This is a genomic window from Pseudonocardia sp. TMWB2A (assembly GCF_017312135.1).
In genome coordinates this window covers 2,360,081-2,376,469 of sequence record NZ_QKQY01000002.1, presented here as the reverse complement: position 1 = coordinate 2,376,469, position 16,389 = coordinate 2,360,081, and the positions used below count along the sequence as shown (strand labels likewise).

General features: G+C 74.9%; 18 protein-coding genes. 7 read left to right on the top strand and 11 right to left on the bottom strand.

Annotation, left to right across the window (positions count from 1 at the left end):
• The first annotated feature begins 3 nt into the window (after positions 1-3).
• Positions 4-1,425 carry a WXG100 family type VII secretion target gene (locus tag DMP17_RS25955; RefSeq protein WP_337830873.1) on the top strand — a complete coding sequence of 474 codons (1,422 nt, stop codon included), beginning with the start codon at positions 4-6 and terminating at the stop codon, positions 1,423-1,425.
• On the opposite strand, the gene DMP17_RS25950 is transcribed toward DMP17_RS25955, so the two are convergent.
• Positions 1,426-2,007, bottom strand: coding sequence for a hypothetical protein (locus DMP17_RS25950; protein ID WP_226367965.1), 582 nt, complete (start codon positions 2,005-2,007; stop codon positions 1,426-1,428). It lies immediately after the preceding gene.
• Positions 2,008-2,211: 204 nt separating this feature from the next.
• Here DMP17_RS25950 and DMP17_RS25945 point away from each other — a divergent pair, with 204 nt between their 5' ends.
• Complete coding sequence (locus DMP17_RS25945) at positions 2,212-3,486, top strand: adenylosuccinate synthase (protein WP_226354330.1); 1,275 nt, start codon at positions 2,212-2,214, stop codon at positions 3,484-3,486.
• Between the two features lie 18 nt (positions 3,487-3,504).
• On the opposite strand, the gene DMP17_RS25940 is transcribed toward DMP17_RS25945, so the two are convergent.
• The 5 genes from DMP17_RS25940 to nth form a co-directional block, all read right to left on the bottom strand.
• Positions 3,505-4,701 (bottom strand): MFS transporter, encoded by a 1,197-nt coding sequence (locus DMP17_RS25940; protein ID WP_226354329.1) that lies wholly within the window; start codon positions 4,699-4,701, stop codon positions 3,505-3,507.
• Positions 4,702-4,771: 70 nt separating this feature from the next.
• On the bottom strand, positions 4,772-5,971 hold the full coding sequence (locus DMP17_RS25935) for a MarP family serine protease (protein ID WP_226356606.1): 1,200 nt from the start codon (positions 5,969-5,971) through the stop codon (positions 4,772-4,774).
• A gap of 2 nt (positions 5,972-5,973) precedes the next feature.
• Positions 5,974-6,720, bottom strand: coding sequence for an NUDIX hydrolase (locus DMP17_RS25930; RefSeq protein WP_412763113.1), 747 nt, complete (start codon positions 6,718-6,720; stop codon positions 5,974-5,976).
• Positions 6,717-7,388: a TlpA family protein disulfide reductase gene (locus DMP17_RS25925; RefSeq protein ID WP_337830872.1), complete on the bottom strand. Its 672-nt coding sequence runs from the start codon at positions 7,386-7,388 to the stop codon at positions 6,717-6,719. Before DMP17_RS25925 ends, DMP17_RS25930 begins: the two co-directional genes overlap by 4 nt.
• On the bottom strand, positions 7,385-8,116 hold the full coding sequence (gene nth, locus DMP17_RS25920) for an endonuclease III (RefSeq protein ID WP_443217976.1): 732 nt from the start codon (positions 8,114-8,116) through the stop codon (positions 7,385-7,387). Before nth ends, DMP17_RS25925 begins: the two co-directional genes overlap by 4 nt.
• A gap of 352 nt (positions 8,117-8,468) precedes the next feature.
• Between nth and DMP17_RS25915 the strand changes: the two genes are divergently transcribed.
• The 4 genes from DMP17_RS25915 (at position 8,469) to DMP17_RS25900 (ending at position 11,547) form a co-directional block, all read left to right on the top strand.
• Positions 8,469-8,717, top strand: coding sequence for a hypothetical protein (locus DMP17_RS25915; protein WP_043282623.1), 249 nt, complete (start codon positions 8,469-8,471; stop codon positions 8,715-8,717).
• 162 nt (positions 8,718-8,879) lie between these two features.
• Positions 8,880-9,554, top strand: coding sequence for a Crp/Fnr family transcriptional regulator (locus tag DMP17_RS25910; protein WP_020628211.1), 675 nt, complete (start codon positions 8,880-8,882; stop codon positions 9,552-9,554).
• A gap of 41 nt (positions 9,555-9,595) precedes the next feature.
• Entirely contained in the window at positions 9,596-10,858 is a 1,263-nt protein-coding gene (locus DMP17_RS25905) for an MFS transporter (protein WP_226354326.1), read from the top strand.
• Positions 10,855-11,547, top strand: coding sequence for an HD domain-containing protein (locus DMP17_RS25900; RefSeq protein WP_337830870.1), 693 nt, complete (start codon positions 10,855-10,857; stop codon positions 11,545-11,547). Before DMP17_RS25905 ends, DMP17_RS25900 begins: the two co-directional genes overlap by 4 nt.
• Here DMP17_RS25900 and DMP17_RS25895 read toward each other — a convergent pair.
• The 5 genes from DMP17_RS25895 to DMP17_RS25875 all read right to left on the bottom strand — a co-directional run bounded on the left by DMP17_RS25895 (position 11,544) and on the right by DMP17_RS25875 (position 15,416).
• Positions 11,544-12,296, bottom strand: a complete 753-nt coding sequence (locus tag DMP17_RS25895; RefSeq protein WP_337830869.1) for an amino acid ABC transporter ATP-binding protein — start codon at positions 12,294-12,296, stop codon at positions 11,544-11,546. The genes DMP17_RS25900 and DMP17_RS25895 overlap by 4 nt on opposite strands.
• Positions 12,293-12,961, bottom strand: a complete 669-nt coding sequence (locus DMP17_RS25890; protein WP_337830868.1) for an amino acid ABC transporter permease — start codon at positions 12,959-12,961, stop codon at positions 12,293-12,295. Before DMP17_RS25890 ends, DMP17_RS25895 begins: the two co-directional genes overlap by 4 nt.
• Positions 12,962-13,714 carry an amino acid ABC transporter substrate-binding protein gene (locus DMP17_RS25885; protein ID WP_337830867.1) on the bottom strand — a complete coding sequence of 251 codons (753 nt, stop codon included), beginning with the start codon at positions 13,712-13,714 and terminating at the stop codon, positions 12,962-12,964.
• Between the two features lie 110 nt (positions 13,715-13,824).
• Complete coding sequence (locus tag DMP17_RS25880; protein ID WP_226354322.1) at positions 13,825-14,613, bottom strand: MBL fold metallo-hydrolase; 789 nt, start codon at positions 14,611-14,613, stop codon at positions 13,825-13,827.
• Positions 14,610-15,416 carry an NUDIX hydrolase gene (locus tag DMP17_RS25875; protein ID WP_226354321.1) on the bottom strand — a complete coding sequence of 269 codons (807 nt, stop codon included), beginning with the start codon at positions 15,414-15,416 and terminating at the stop codon, positions 14,610-14,612. Before DMP17_RS25875 ends, DMP17_RS25880 begins: the two co-directional genes overlap by 4 nt.
• A gap of 52 nt (positions 15,417-15,468) precedes the next feature.
• Here DMP17_RS25875 and DMP17_RS25870 point away from each other — a divergent pair, with 52 nt between their 5' ends.
• A complete protein-coding gene (locus tag DMP17_RS25870; RefSeq protein ID WP_226354320.1) occupies positions 15,469-16,362 on the top strand; it encodes a Gfo/Idh/MocA family protein in 894 nt (297 codons plus the stop codon).
• Positions 16,363-16,389 lie beyond the last annotated feature (27 nt).

Below are 16,389 nucleotides of genomic sequence, written 5' to 3'. Positions count from 1 at the left end.
AGCATGCCCCTCCCTCGCTGCTACAACTACGAGGCGTTCGACATCGCGACCAAGTCGGCGTGGATCCTCGGCAAACCCGGCGCCGCGGCCAGCCGGCAGACGTCCGACGGTCTCCGCAAGCTCGTCGACGACATGGCGACCACCAAGCAGACCCTCGACCGCGGCATGGCCGATCTCGGCATCTCGTGGCAGGGCCCCGCCGCCCAGGCCGCCCAGGAGTCCCTGGACCGCACCGCGACCGGCGTCGACGGCACCGCGACCGTCGCCCGGAACGGCGCCGACCGCATGCTCGACCACGGCAGCGCGTTCGAGCGCATGCGCAACCAGGTCCGGTTCATGGACCCGGCCGAGTTCTCCTGGATCCAGCGCGCGGGCGACAACATCAGCGAGGCCTGGCAGTCCCTCCGGGGCAGGGGCGCCGACCACGTCACCATCGCCGAGCACAACCAGATCAACGACGAGGTCGCGAACCGCGCGCTCCAGAAGTACGAGTCCGAGACCTCCGCGATCGACGACCGCTTCACCACCGAGGCGGCCGCCGCGCCCCCGCCCGCGACATCTCCGGGCGCGACGCCGGGTCCCGGCGGTTCGCCGGGACCGCAGCCCGGCATCTCCGTCGCTCCGGGTGGCGGCGGAGTCTCCGGCCCGACACCGGGACCGGCCGGAGTCGGGCTCCCCCCGGTCGGGTCGGCCTCGCAGCCGGGGTCGGCGCCGGCCGGCCCGTCGGGCGGCGGCGGTGCAGGCGGCGGCCCCGGTGGTGGTGTGGGTGGTGGCGCCGGAGGCGGTGGCGGGCCCTCGCCTGTCGTCCCCCTGCCGAGCGGACCGGCGTCCTCGTCGGGCGCCGGTGGAGGCGGTACCGGGGCGCCGGGCTCCCGCGTACCGCCCGCTCCGGACCGCACGCGGACCCCGACCCGGAGCCCGGCCCCGACGTCGGACGCCGCCCGTACCCGCGAGGACCTCGCGCGCCGCTTCGGCGACCAGGTACGTCGGCAGCAGCTCGTCCGCCCCCTCACGGAGACCCGCCCCGGCAGCGGGACCGGGTCGTTCGGAGTCGGAGCCGGATCAGGAGCAGGCCGCGGCGGCGTCGGCTCCCCGTTCGGCGAGTCCCGCGGCACTACGCGGCTGCCGGGCGCGGGGACCGAACCGCACGGACCCGGCGGCCGCGGCGGGGCCGGGACGGCGTGGGGCACCGAGCCCCGCACACCCGGGCCGCGGAGCGGCGGCGCGGCCGAGCCGTGGACCGGCGCCAAGGGGGCGGAGGCTCGCGGCGGGGCCGGCTACGGCCCGATGGCCGGCGGCGTCCCGGGCGGTCGCGGCGAGGGCCGGGACCACCGCAACCGCTACGTCGTCCCCACCAACGAGGTGTTCGACGTCGGGATCACCGCGACCGACGCCGTGCTCGCCCCCGAGGACCCCGGCCGCTGATCAGCCCGGCAGCACCGGCCGCCACGGCTCGGTGTGCCGGTACCAGGCCCACCGCTTGATCTCCCGCGGGTGCGCGACGCCGTCGCGGACGGGCGTCGCACCCGTCGTCCCGATCTGGATCGCCCGCCCGGTCGTGCCGGTCACCCCGCGGCCCGGCCGCACGTGCACGCCCTCGGGCCCCGCGTCGACGACGAGCATCTTCACGCGGCCGTGCAGCACGCGCGTCGCGTCGCAGTAGGCCTCGCCGTAGAGGTCGGGGATCTCCCCGCGGCCGGCGAGGACGCCGCCGTTGTCGTCGCGCACCAGCGGCATCTCGCGTGCGGTGCCGGACCGGGCGAGGGCGACGGCGTCGTCGAACCGGGTCGGGAGGCCCCAGTTCGCGGCGGCCCGCGACCGCCGGGACACCGGCAGGTAGGCGACCTCGGTCGCCAGCGCGTCCCGGCGCAGCAGCCGGAGGAGCACGGCGGCGAGGTCGGCGTCGTCACCGTGGACGATCAGCCGCGGCACCGGGAGCAGGGCGTCGACCTCCGCCTTCCCGGGGCGCGGACCCACGGTGACCGAACGCACCGCGGGATCGGACACCAGCGACGACGGTGGGCGTTCACGCCGCGCGCCGGGCCGGATACCGTGGAAGGGAAGCCGGTGACGCCGCTGCGGCAGGCAGTCGAGGAGAACCGCTTCGGGATCGGTCGGAACCACTGATCGAGTACCCTCCTCGCCGCGGAAACCGGAAATCACGCCCGGTCCCGCGACCGTGACGAGCGTGTGTGAACTGGAGTCTCTTACATGCCCGCAATCGTGTTGATCGGCGCCCAGTGGGGCGACGAGGGCAAGGGCAAGGCGACCGACCTGCTGGGCGGGCAGTTCGGCTGGGTCGTCCGCTACCAGGGCGGCAACAACGCCGGGCACACCGTCGTCACGCCGGACGGCCGCGACTTCGCGCTGAAGCTCATCCCGTCCGGGATCCTGTCCCCGGGCGTGAAGAACGTGATCGGCAACGGGGTCGTCGTGAACCCCGAGGCGCTGATCGAGGAGAAGGCGGGCCTGGAGCGGCGCGGCGTCGACACCTCCGGCCTGCTGATCTCGGCCGACTCGCACCTGATCATGCCGTACCACGTGGCGATCGACCGCGTCACCGAGCGCTACCTGGGCAAGGCCAAGATCGGCACCACCGGTCGCGGCATCGGCCCGGCCTACCAGGACAAGGTCGCCCGGGTCGGCGTCCGCGCCGCGGACCTGCTCGACGAGAAGATCCTGCACCAGAAGGTCGAGGCCGCCCTCGAGCTGAAGAACCAGGTCCTGGTCAAGGTCTACAACCGGCGCGCGCTGGACTTCAACGAGGTCGTCGACACCGTTCTGGAGCAGTCGAAGGAGTTCGCCGACAAGATCGTCGACACCCGGCTGCTGCTGAACCAGGCCCTGGAGCGCGGCGAGACGCTGCTGCTGGAGGGCTCGCAGGGCACCCTGCTCGACGTCGACCACGGCACCTACCCCTTCGTGACCAGCTCGAACCCGACCGCGGGCGGCGCGTCGGTCGGTTCCGGCATCGGCCCGAACAAGATCACCCGCGTGATCGGGATCCTGAAGGCCTACACGACCCGCGTCGGGTCCGGCCCGTTCCCGACCGAGCTCCTCGACGAGATGGGCGAGTGGCTGCGCAAGACCGGCGGTGAGGTCGGCGTCAACACCGGCCGGAACCGTCGCTGCGGCTGGTTCGACGCCGTCATCGGCCGGTACGCGGTCCGCGTCAACGGCATCACCGACGTCTTCCTGACCAAGCTGGACGTGCTGTCCGGGCTGGAGTCGGTGCCGATCTGCGTGGGCTACGAGGTCGACGGCCACCGCGTCGACGAGATGCCGATGACCCAGACCGGCTTCCACCACGCCGTCCCGGTCTACGAGGAGATGCCCGGCTGGGTCGAGGACCTCTCCGGCGCCCGCACCTGGGAGGACCTGCCCCCCGCCGCGCAGGCCTACGTGCAGCGGATCGAGGAGCTCACCGGCGCGCCGGTGTCCGCGATCGGCGTCGGCCCCGGGCGGGACCAGACGATCACCCGCTGACCGGCTGCGCCGGCGGCGTCACGACGACCGCCGGCGCTCGTCGCGGACCGGTGTCACCAGGATCGCGGCCAGCGGTGCCGCGGCGGCGATCGCGAACGCCGCCGCGTAGCCGGTCGCGCCGACCAGGGCGCCGAGCGCGGCCGGCACCACCGACGCGACGGCGTTCTGGCCGGTGTTCTGCACCCCCAGCGCCCGCCCGGACCACGCCGGCCCGGCGATCTCGGCGGTGCTGGTGAACGCCAGCCCGTTCGGGGCGACCGTCACCACCGCCCCGACGGCGAGCATGGTCACCGCGAGCCATCCGGCGACGGCGTCGCCGAGCGCGAACAGCAGCAGCACCGCGGCCGCGGCGGCCGCGACCTGGCGCATCGGGCGCAGCCGGGACCCGACCCGGTCCGACCAGACCCCGGTCGCGATCCGGCCGACCGCCCCGGCGATCTGCCCACCGGCGACGAACGCGCCCGCCGCCGCCACGTGCCACCCCTGCTCGCGGACCAGGTACTCGGTCGCGAACGACGCCACCGCGAACTGTGAGACCACCAGCAGCGCGCTCGCGCCGTGCACCCGCCACAGCACCGACGTCCCGTAGGGGGAGCGCTCCGGCACGGCCCCCGCGGGCCGCGGGGCCCGGGGCGGGTCCGGCGCCAGCGTCGCGACCAGCACCGACGCGACGACGCACAGCACCGCGGGCAGCAGCAGCGCCCGGAACGGCCCGACGGCCGCGGCCAGGGTCGGCAGCGTCAGCCCGGCCACGGCGACGCCCAGCGGCTGGGACGTCTGCCGGATCCCCATCGCGGTGCCGCGCTCGTGCGCGGCGAACCAGCCCATCACCATCCGGCCGCTGGCGGCGAACACCGACGCCGCGCCCGCGCCGCCCAGGCCGAGCAGCACCAGCAGCAGCGGTCCGGGCCCGATCGGCAGCAGCGCCGCACCCGCGACGGCCGCCGCGCACAATGCGAGCCCGACCGTCATCACCCCGCGTTCGCCGGACCGGTCGGCGGCGGCGCCCCACAGCACCAGGGTGCACAGCAGGCCGACCGTCGGGGCGCCGACGTAGGCGCCGACCTGGGCCAGCGACAGCCCCTCCGTGTCCCGCAGCAGCGGCACCACGAACGGCAGTCCGTAGACGAACGAGCAGGCCGCGGTCTGGGCGAACACCCCGACGGCCAGCACCAGCCAGCGACGGCGGGTACGGGTCACGTCGACGGAGGTCATGTACCCACGCTAAGCATCCGTCCCACGATCCGGCCATTCGTTCCCGGATCGTGGGACAGGGTGCGGTGGGTCAGGAGGCGCAGTTCCCGGTGTCGGCGGGGGACGACGCGCCGCTCGCGGCCACGTTCAGCGCCTGTCCGACCTGCTCGGCCGTCAGCACGAAACCGGTCTCGGTGTCGTCCAGCGCGGCGCCGAACACGACGCCGACCACCCGTCCGTCGGGGGCGATCATCGGGCCGCCGGAGTTGCCGGAGCGCACCACCGCGCGGACGGTGTAGACGTCGCGCAGCACGCTGCCCTGCTCGTAGATGTCCGGGCCGCGCAGCCGGATCCGTTCGCGGATCTTGCCCGGGGTGACCGTGTACGGGCCGTCCAGCGGGTAGCCCAGGATGATCACGTCGTCGCCGACGCGGGCCGGGTCCGGGCTGAACTGCAGCGGCTGCTCCTCGAGGTCGGGCACGTCGAGCACGGCCACGTCGACCTCGGGGTCGTAGTAGACGACCTGGGCGTCGAGCTGGCGGGCCCGTCCGCTGGACGTCGTCACCTCGACCGTGGTGCTCGACGTCCCGGCGACGACGTGGGCGTTGGTCATCACCCGCTGCGGGGCGACGACGAACCCGGTCCCCTCCAGGGCGCGACGGCAGGACGGGGCGCGCCCGCGGACCTTCAGCACCCGGTCGCGGACCTCGGTGACCACCGGGGACTGCGCGAGCGCGGAGTCCGGCGGGCCGACCGCGGCGACCGGGGTCCGCGAGAACGGGCTGACGACGTCGGGGAAGCCGGAGTCGTCGAGGAGCTGGCGCAGCTCGGCGGGGAGCTTGCGCGCCGCGTCCGGCATCACGTCGTCCACGCCGGCGAGCACCCGCGAGTCGCGCAGGCCGCTGGTCAGGGTGGAGAAGCTCGTCGAGGACAGCGGCAGCGCGATCAGCCAGGCCGCCACCACCACCGCGATCGCCTGCACGCCGGCGCCCAGCGTCGAGTCGACCTTGAGGGTGCCCTCGCCGCGGATCCGGTCGCGGATGAACCGTCCGAGGTAGACGCCCGTCGCCTCACCGAGCGCGACGAGCAGCACCACCACGCCGATCCCGAGCAGCACCTTCCCCTGCTGGGACTCCACCTGCCCGGCCAGCAACGGGGCGAGCCGCAGCCCGAGCACCGCGCCGGTCAGCACGCCGGCGAACGACAGCAGCGCCACCGCGACCCCGTGCCGCCAGCCGGACGCCGCGGCCAGCAGGGCGAGGATCACGACGACGACGTCGACCCAGCTGATGCTCACCGGTCCACCACGCCGTGGTCGTCCACCCGGACTCCTTCCGGTTCGTGCCGCCGGGCGCGGGCCCAGGCGTCGTCGAGATCGAGGACCCGGCCGGCGTCCCAGGGACGCTCCCAGCCGGACCGTTGCAGCAGCGCGGACAGCAGGCCCGCGGTGAAACCCCAGACCATCAGGCCCGCGGCGTCGAAGGCGGGGCCGGTGTGGCCACTGGGGCCGCGCACGGTGAACCGGTTCGCCGGGTCGGTCAGGACCGCCACCGGGACCCGGACGACCCGGGCGACCTCGGCGGTGTCGACCACCCGCACCGGCGACGGCGACGCCCAGTGCGCCAGCACCGGAGTCACCAGGAACCCGGTGGGCGGGATGAACAGGTCCGGCAGGAGGGTCAGCGGTACGACGCCGGACGGGTCCAGCCCGGTCTCCTCCCGGGCCTCCCGCAGCGCGGCGTGCACCGGACCGGTGTCGGTCGGGTCGAGCCGCCCACCGGGGAAGGCGACCTGCCCGGCGTGCGAGCGCAGCGTCGCCGCGCGCTCGGTGAGCAGCACGTCCGGCCCGCCGGACTCCCCGTCGGTGAACAGCATCAGCACCGAGGCCCGGCGCGGCTCGCCGCTGTCGGGCTGCAGGCGTCGCCAGCCGAACCAGGCCGGGTCCAGGCCCAGCGCCCCGTCGACGAGCGGGCGCAGCGACGCCGGCGCCGCCGCGGGGTCGGGGTCGGGCACCCGCGGCACGCCCGCCTGCGCGGTCACCGGTACCGCTCCACGGCGGCCGCGACGTCGTCGGCGGTGCGGAACGGGACGGGCGGGTCCACCATCGCGACCCCGCCGTCGGCGCGGGTCACGTAGCTGACCGGGAGCAGCGGCGGGGTGTCCAGCGCGCGGCGCACGGCCCGCTGCGGGTCGGTCACGGCCGGCAGGGTGACCCCCAGCTGCGCGGACAGGGTCAGCGCGGACACCGGGTCGTCCTGCACGTCGACGGTGAGCACCGGCAGTGCGCCGGGGCGCTGCGCGTAGGCCTGCAGCGCGGGCAGCTCGTCGCGGCACGGCACGCACCACGACGCCCAGAAGTTGACCAGCGTCGGCCGCCCGGTCAGGGCCGCGCCCAGGTCGGTACGGCCGTCGGCGCCCAGGCACGGCACGGTGATCCCGGCGAGCGGACCGGCCGGGGTGCTTCCGGACGGGGCGGGGCAGGGTGCCAGCCGGGCCGAGGCCCGCGCGGCGGCCAGCGCCTGCGGGTCCGCGGCGGCGAGGTCGGTCTCGGGCCGGTCCGCCGGGGCGGCGCTCGCCGCGGGACCGGCGCCGCCGCTCCCGCCGGAGGTGGGGCCCGAGGGCCACAGCGCCCAGACCGCGATCGCGACCAGGACGACGACGACCACGGTCGAGACGATCTCGGAGCGGGAGGCGCCTGTCCGGGTCACCGGCCGTCCCCGGGCGGCCCCGCGATCCCCGCGAGTGCGAGCAGGTGGTCCCGCTCCGGGCCCTTGACCAGCGCCGCGGCCTCGACCGGGTCGGTCGGGCCGAGCCCGAAGGCGGGGCAGTCCGCCGCGAGCGTGCAGGCGCCGCAGGCCGGCTTGCGGGAGTGGCAGACCCGGCGCCCGTGGAAGATCACGTGGTGGGACACGATCGTCCAGTCCCGCCGCGGGACGAGCTCGCCGATCGCGTGCTCGACCTTGACCGGGTCCTCCTCGGTCGTCCAGCCCCAGCGGCGCACCAGGCGTCCGAAGTGGGTGTCGACGGTGATCCCGGGGACGCCGAACGCGTTGCCGAGGATGACGTTCGCGGTCTTGCGTCCGATGCCGGGCAGCTTCACCAGCTCGTCCAGCGTCGACGGCAGCTCCCCGCCGTGCCGCTCGACGACGGCGGCGCCCAGCCCGGTCAGCGACGTCGCCTTGTTCCGGTAGAAGCCGGTGGAGCGGATGAGCTCCTCGAGCTCGGTCCGGTCGGCGCCCGCGTAGTCCGCGGCGGTGGGGTACCGGGCGAACAGGGCGGGGGTGACCTGGTTGACCCGCTCGTCGGTGCACTGCGCGGACAGGATCGTCGCGACGGCGAGGTCCAGCGGGGTGGTGAAGTCCAGCTCGCAGTGCGCGTGCGGATAGGCCTCCGCCAGCGACCGGAGAATGCGGTTGACCCGGCGCGCTCGCCCGATCGGGCTCTCCCCGGCCGCGACGCGTGCGGCCAGACCGGCGGCGGCGCGGGGGGTGGGCCGCGACGCCCGCGACGGCCGTCCGGCGGAGGTGCTCACGTGACCGAGCGTACGGGTGGGCACCGACAGTCGTGTCACGGTGTCGCGCCGTGCACCGCTCGTCGCCGGGCGCGGTCCGGTCCACGCCGGGGGGTGTTCGACCGGCCGGCGCGGCGACGCGTCCGACGAGCGGTGCGCGCGCCCGGCCGGGTGTGCGCCGAACGGGCTACGAGGTCACGGTCGCGTCACGAAGACGCCGACGCGGCCACCCCCGACCGGCCGAGCTGCGAACCCGTACGGGAGGATCGGAGTTGCCATGACTGCCTGGTTGAGCGTTCTCGTCCCGCTGCTCGTGATGTTCTTCGCGCTCGGTATGGAGCGCGTGGAGTCCCGCATGCGGGAGTCCACCGTGCGCCAGGACGAGCTGGACGAGATGCTCGAACAGCCGCGTCCGGACGAGGTCCGTGCCCTGTTCCGGTCCGGCACGGGCCGCGCGCTGGAGCTGTTCCGGCTGCGCAACCGGCGCCGTCGGGGGGCTCGTCGGAGCCAGGTCCCGTCGGCCTGACAAGATCGCGTACGGGTGCGTGACAGCGCCCCGCGACGAATCGGACCCGATCGGATGTCAATCCGATCGGGCCAGTGGTGCGCACGTGTGTGGCGAAGACCTCTACACTGACGCGCCGACGACCCGCCGTGACGACACGGCCGGTGAACGAGGAGCATTGCAGTGGACGAGGTTCTGATCCGGGCAGGGATCTTCCAAGGTGTGGAGCCCCAGGCCGCCGAGGCGCTGGCCGAAGCTCTGGAGACTGCCGAGTTCTCCCGCGGGCAGGTCATCTTCTCCGAAGGTGAGCCCGGTGACCGCCTGTACATCGTGTCGGGCGGGAAGGTGAAGCTCGGCCGGAAGTCCCCCGACGGCCGGGAGAACCTCCTGATGGTGGCCGGCCCGTCGGACATGTTCGGCGAGCTGTCGATCTTCGACCCGGGCCCGCGCACGTCGTCGGCGACCGCGGTCACCGAGGTGCGCTGCTACACCATGGACCGCAGCGCGCTGCGGGAGTGGATCGGCAAGCGTCCGGAGATCGCCGAGCAGCTGCTGCGCGTGCTGGCCCGTCGCCTGCGCCGCACCAACAACATGCTCGCCGACCTGATCTTCACCGACGTGCCGGGCCGTGTGGCGAAGTCGCTGCTGCAGCTCGCGCGCCAGTTCGGCTCCCAGGAGTCGGGTCTGCTGCGGGTCACCCACGACCTCACGCAGGAGGAGATCGCCCAGCTCGTCGGCGCCTCCCGCGAGACCGTGAACAAGGCGCTCGCCGACTTCGCGCACCGTGGCTGGCTGCGGCTGGAGGGCAAGAGCGTGCTGATCCTGGAGCCGGAGCGTCTCGCGCGACGCGCGCGCTGAATTCTCTGGTACGGGCGTCCCAGATCATGTGATGCTGGGGCGTGCCCGCCGCTCTCTCCGACTATCGCGCCGCCCTGGGCACCCCCGGGGCGGCCGCGCCGGTCTGTGCCTCCGTCCTCGGTCGGTTCCCGATCGCGATGCACAGTCTCGCCACGCTGCTCTACGTCCGTGAGGTCCACGGCTCCTACGCCGTCGCCGGAGCGGTCTCCGCGGCGCTGCTGGTCGGGACCGCGGTCGGCACGGTCGTGCAGGGGCGGGTGCTGGACCGGCTGGGCCCGACCCGGCCGATGCTGGTGCTCGTCGCGGTCTACCTGCTGTGCGTCACCGGGCTGGTGCTGAGCATCGAGTCCCGGGCGGCGCTGCCGCTCACCGTCGCGGTCGCGGTCGTCACCGGGCTCGCGACGCCGGCGTTCGAGGGGTCGTCGCGGGCGCTGTGGTCGGACCTGACCCCGCCCGGGCCGCGCCGCGAGGCCGCCTACACCTACGAGGCGATCAGCCTCGAGATCTTCTTCATCATGGGTCCCGCGCTGGCCGCGGTGCTGGTGGTGGCGACGCCGTGGCCGGGCACCGCGCTCGTCGTCGCGGCGACCGCGGAGATCGTCGGCACCACCTGGTTCGCGCTCACCGCCGCCGTCCGACGCCGCTCGGCCCGCATCCGTGCCGAGCGCGCCGACGGGTCGCTGCCGGTCGAGGCCGGGCTGCTCGGGGTGTTCCGGCGCCCCGGGCTGCGGACGGTGGCGCTGGCGTCGCTCGGGTTCGGGCTGGTGGCGGGGACCGCCGAGGTCGGCGTGATCGCCGCGACCGCGTTCGCCGGGTCGCCCGCCGCCGGCGGGGTCCTGCTCTCGCTCTGGTCGGTGGTCTCGGTGCTGACCGGGGTGCTCTACGGGATGCGGCCCTGGCCGCGGCCGCTGCACCTGCGGCTGCCGGTCCTGCTGGCCGGCTTCGCCGTCCTGGTGACGGCGATGGGGCTCGTCTCCCCGCTCGGCTCGCTGGTGCTGCTGGCCGTGGTGATGATGGCCGCCGGCGCGCTGATCACCCCGCAGGTCACCGCGCACTCCCTCGGCGTCGAGCAGACCGCTCCGGCCGGGTCGGCGACCGAGGCGTTCAACTGGATGGTGATGGCCGCGGTGCTCGGTGTCTCGGTCGGGCAGGCCCTGTCCGGCGTCATGATCGACCTCGTCGGGCCGGGCGGGTACGCGGCGGGCGGCGCCCTGGGGCTGCTGGTCGCGGGGCTGCTGTGGCTGCGCCGCGGCTCGGTCGCCGACACCGAGCCCCGCGTCGTCGCGGCCGGGAGCCCGGCGTGAGCAGCGCGGGGGAGCTGCGGCGGCTGCGCGACGTCGTCGCCGGCGACATGGCCGGTGCGGACGTCGCGCACGACCTCGGGCACCTCGACCGGGTCGCCGGGCTGTCGGCCCGGCTCGCGGTGCGGGAGGGCCTGGACGGGTTCGTCGCCGCCGTCGCCGCGTACGTGCACGACCACCACCGGGCCGCCGAGGCCCGGCTCGGCCGCGTCGTCGCCCCCGCGGAGGTCCGCGACGACGCCCGGGACGCGCTGCGCCGCGGCGGGGTCGCCGAGCGGCTGTGGGACCCGGTGCTCGACGCCGTCGAGGCCACCGGCCGGTACTCGTTCTCCGAGGTGGCGTCGGCGCCCACGGCGGACCGGATCGCGGCCTGCCTGCACGACGCCGACATGCTCGACGCGATGGGCGCCACCGGCATCGCCCGCGCGTTCGCCTACGGCGGGGCGATCGGCGAGCCCCTGTGGGACCCGGCCGCGGGCGTCGCGACCGGCGGCTACCGGTCCGGGCCGACCGGTTCGGTCGTCGCCCACTTCCACGAGAAGCTGCTGCGGCTGCGCGGCGAGCTGCGCACCGCCGCCGGCCGCGAGATGGGCGAGCGGCGGCACGCGGCCCTGGAGGAGTTCCTGCGCCGGTTCCGCGAGGAGTGGGTCGACGCCCACGGCGACGACGACGGCGCCCCGCCCGGGGTCTAGATCGGGTCGAGGATCCGCTTCAGGAACTGCCGGGTACGGGGCTGTTCCGGCTCGACCAGCACCCGCGACGGCGGACCGGATTCGGCCACCACCCCGCCGTCGACGAAGAGGACCTGGTCGGCGACCTGCTGGGCGAAGCGGATCTCGTGGGTGACGATGACCATCGTCCGGCCCGCCGTCGCCAGGTCCTTGATGACCCGCAGGACGTCGCCGACGAGCTCGGGGTCCAGCGCCGAGGTGGGCTCGTCGAACAGCATCAGCTGCGGGTCGAGGGCCAGCGCGCGGGCGATCCCGACGCGCTGCTGCTGGCCGCCGGAGAGCTGGTACGGGTACTGGTCGGCCTTCTCGGCCAACCCGACCTGGTCCAGCAGCCGCCGGGCGTCGGCGGTCGCGTCGGCCCGGGGGCGCCGCTGCACGATCACCGGGCCCTCGATGACGTTCTCCAGGACGGTGCGGTGCGGGAACAGGTTGTGCGACTGGAACACCATCGCGGTCCGGGACCGGAACCGGGCCAGCGTGGACCGGTCGACGGGGGCGCCGAAGTCGACCGGCAGGTCGCCGATGGTGATCACCCCGGCGTCGGCCCGGTCCAGCGCGTTCAGGGCACGCAGCACCGTCGTCTTGCCCGAACCGGACGGCCCGATCACCGCGGTGACGGTCCCGGCCGGGACGTCGAACCCGATGTCGCGCAGGACCTCCAGCGTCCCGAAGGACTTCCGCAGGCCCCGGACGGTCAGCAGGTCGCTCATCGCGCCACGTACCTCTCCAGCCGCGTCTCCACCCGTACCTGCACGGACGAGAGGATCAGGCAGACGATCCAGTAGTACACCGCGGCCACGCCGTAGAGGGCGAAGAAGTCGAACGTCGGCGCCGCGGCCAGCTGGGCGACCCGCAGCAGCTCGGTGACCAGGATGGTCGAGGCCAGCGAGGTGTCCTTGACCAGCGAGATCAGCGTGTTCGACAGCGGTGGGACGGCGGTGCGCGCGGCCTGGGGGAGGATCACGCGGCGCAGCGTCGTCGGGTAGCCCATGCCGATGGTCTGCGCGGCCTCCCACTGCCCCTTCGGGATCGACAGGATCGCCGCCCGGATGATCTCGGCCGCGTAGCCACCGACGTTGAGGCTGAACGCGATCACCGCGGACGGGAACGGGTCGATGACCAGCCCGAACTGCGGCAGCGCGTAGAACACGATGAAAAGCTGCACCAGCAGCGGCGTGCCGCGCACCACCGAGATGTAGGCGCGGGCCAGCCAGGACAGCGGCCTGATCGAGGAGATCCGGGCCAGCGCCAGCAGCAGGGCCAGGACCAGCCCGATGACGAAGCTGATCGCCGTCAGCGGGATGGTCATCGTGACCGTCGCCTTCAGCATCGGCCACAGGTTGCGGCCGATCAGGTCCCAGGTGGCGGGATCCATCTACTTCCCGCTGACGTCGCTGCCGAAGTACTTCTCGGACAGCTGCTTCAGCGTGCCGTCGGCCCGCAGCTCGGCCAGCGCCCGGTCCACGTCGGGCATCAGGCCGCTGTCCTTGCGGGCGGCGAAGGCCTGCTCGCTGGTGTCCCCGGTGGTGCCGGCGACCTTGACGCCCTTGTCCCCGGTCGACTTCTCGTACTCGCCGACGGCGAGTGTGTCGTTGACGGTCGCGTCGATCCGGCCGTCCTTGAGCAGCTGGACGGCCTGCACGAAGCCCTCGACGGCCTCGACGTTCGCGCCGGCGCCGCGGGCGACCTCGGCCCAGTTGCTGGTCGCGGACTGGGCGGTGGTGCGGCCCCGCAGGTCGGCCAGGCTCCGGATCGCGGTGTCGTCGGCGCGGGTGACGATCACGCCCTCGGACACGGTGTAGGGCGTGGAGAGGTCGTACTTGGCCTTCCGCTCGTCGTTGACCGTGACCTGGTTGGCGACCAGGTCGATCCGCTTCGACTCGAGCGCGGCGAAGATCGAGTCCCACGGGGTCTGGACGAACTCGACCTCCTTGCCCAGCTTGGCGCCGACCGCACGGGCGACCTCGACGTCGTAGCCGGTCAGCTGCCCGTCGGGGCCCTGGAAGCTGAACGGGCTGTAGGTCCCCTCGGTGCCGATCCGCAGGGTGTCGGAGCTACCGCTGCTGCAGCCGACGAGGGTGGTGAGGGCCAGCAGCGCGGCGGCCACGGCCAGGATCGTGCGACGCACGGAGGTCTCCTTCTGAGCGGTACGGGGAGGACGGATCGCGACACCCCGGTGGGGAGCAGGGGACCACAGGCGGGTCGGCCCGGCCCCTTGAACGCCCCACCCGACCGGGTTCATCCCCGCAGGTGGTCGAGCTGCGCGCGCACCGACAGCTCGGCGGCGTCCCACAGCGAGGTGTCGACGTCGGCGTAGACGACCTCGACGACGTCGCGTGCCGAGGCGTCGGGCCCCAGCCGCTCCAGCGCGGCCCGCACCTGCTCCAGCCGCTGCTCGCGGTGGGCGAGGTAGTGCCGCGCGGTCTCGGCGGCGTCCGGGAGCTCCGGACCGTGCCCGGGGAGGACCGGGGTGCCCGCGGGCAGCTCCGCGATCCGGCGCAGCGAGTCCAGGTAGGGCCCGAGCGTGCCGTCGGGGTGGGCGATGACGGTGGTGCCGCGGCCGAGCACGGTGTCGCCGGAGAGCAGCGCGACGCCGTCGGAGCCGGGGCCGCGCAGCAGCAGCGACACCGAGTCCGAGGTGTGGCCGGGGGTGGTCAGCACCTCCAGCTCGACCCCACCACCGGCGACGACGGCGCCGTCGACCAGCGGGGTGGTCCCCGACGCCAGCGACGGGTCCGCGGCGAACACGGGCGCCCCGGTCAGCTCGACGAACCGGCCGATCCCGCCGGCGTGGTCGTGGTGGCGGTGGGTCAGGACGACCGCGGCCACCGGCGGGCCGTCGGCCAGCGCCTCCAGGTGCGTGCCGTCGTCCTCACCCGGGTCGACGACGATCCGGTCGTGTGCGTCCGACGCCGCGAGCACCCAGGTGTTGGTGCCCTCCAGGGTCATCGGGCCGGGGTTGTCCTGCAGCAGCACCGATGCCAGCGGGTGCGCGGCGCGCAGGGTGCCGTAGAGCGGGTGGCTCACCGGGTCGTCTCCTCGTAGATCCAGTCGGGGTCGCCGGGCAGGGTGATCGTGACGATCCGTCCCTCGCGCCGCACCTCGGGGGTGATCGGCTCGATGTCGCGCGCCGCGGCGGCGGCCAGCACCTCGCCCGCGCTGTCGTGCCGGTGCAGCTCCTGCAGGGTCCGCAGGGTGGGCGGCATCAGCTTGAGGTCGCCGTCGTCGTAGCCGGACAGGGCCTCGGCCGGGCTCCACCAGCGCGCCTCGACGGCCTCGGTGGTGGCGTCGTCGGCGACCTGGCCGTCCGGCACGCGGGCGACGAGGAACGCGGTGTCGTAGCGCTTCGGGTTGCGCGGCGGGGTGATCCAGCGGGCCCACGGGACCAGCAGGTCCGCGCGCAGCTCCAGGTCGTGCGCCGCGAGCAGCTCCGGCAGCGTGGTCCGGTGGGCGACGAGGTCGTCCCGCCAGGCCGCGGCGGTGTCCAGCGGGCCGGGCTCGGTGCCGGCGGGGGCGGCGAGCAGCACGCCGCACTCCTCGAACGTCTCGCGGACGGCGGCGGTCACCAGCGCGGCGGCCAGGTCCGCGGGCTGGGCCAGCCGGGCGCCGAACCGCGCCGGCTCCGGGCCGCGCCAGCGGGCGGGGTCCGGCTCGTCACCGGCGGAGACCCCGCCGCCGGGGAACACGGTCATGCCGCCGGCGAACGCCATCCCGGCCACCCGCCGCTGCAGGAAGACCTGTAGGTCACCGGTGCCCGGCTCGTCGCGGACCAGCAGGACGGTCGCGGCGGCCCTCGGCTCGACCGGCTGCGCCGCCGGATCATCGCTCATGGCCGCCGACCCTAGGTCATGATCGGGGCCGGTCGGCGGTGAGAATGCCCGCATGCGTATCGGACTGCTCGGCGCCGGACCGTGGGCGCACCAGGTGCACGCCCCCGCCATCGCGGCGCATCCCCGCTGGTCGGCGGCCGGGGTGTGGGCGCGACGGCCGGAGGCGGCCGCCGGGATCGCCGCGGTCTCCGGTGGTCCGGTGCACGCCTCGGTCGAGGACCTGCTCGACGCGTGCGACGCCGTCGCGTTCGCCGTGCCGCCCGCCGTGCAGGCCGAGCTGCTGGAGCGGGTGGTGGCCGCCGGGAAGCACGTCGTGCTGGAGAAGCCGCTGGCCGCGGACCTGCCCGCCGCGGAACGGGCCGCCGCCGCGGTCGCGGCCTCGGGCGTCCGGTCGGCGACGATGCTGACCCTGCGGTTCGACCCGGCGATCCGGGCCTGGCTCGACGCGGTCCCGGCCGGCGCCGGCGGTCCCGGGACGACCGCGACCGCCCGCTGGCTGTCCGGGGCGCTGCTCGGCGGGCCGTTCGCGGCGTCGTCGTGGCGGGCCGAGCACGGGGCGCTGCTCGACGTCGGCCCGCACGTCGTGGACCTGCTCGACGCGGCGCTGGGCCCGGTCGTCGACGTCGACCACGCCCACCGCGACGAGCCCGACCTGTGGCGGATCGGCCTCGTCCACGACGGCGGCGCCCGCAGCTCGGTGGTGCTGTCGCTGCGCGTCCCGGTGGACCCGACCGAGTTCGAGGTGGCGCTGGTCGGCGGGCTCGGGGAGGACGGCCGCGGCCGGTACGTGCTCGACCGTCGCCCGGCCGACGCGGTCGCCTGCTTCGGCGCGCTGCTCGACGACCTTGCCGACGCGATCGGCTCCGGCGCCGACCTGCCGGTGGACGCCGCACGGGCGCTGCACCTGCAGCGGGTGATCGACCGCATCGTGCGCGCGGTCGGCTGATCCCCCGCACCGGCCTCCGGGCCCGGC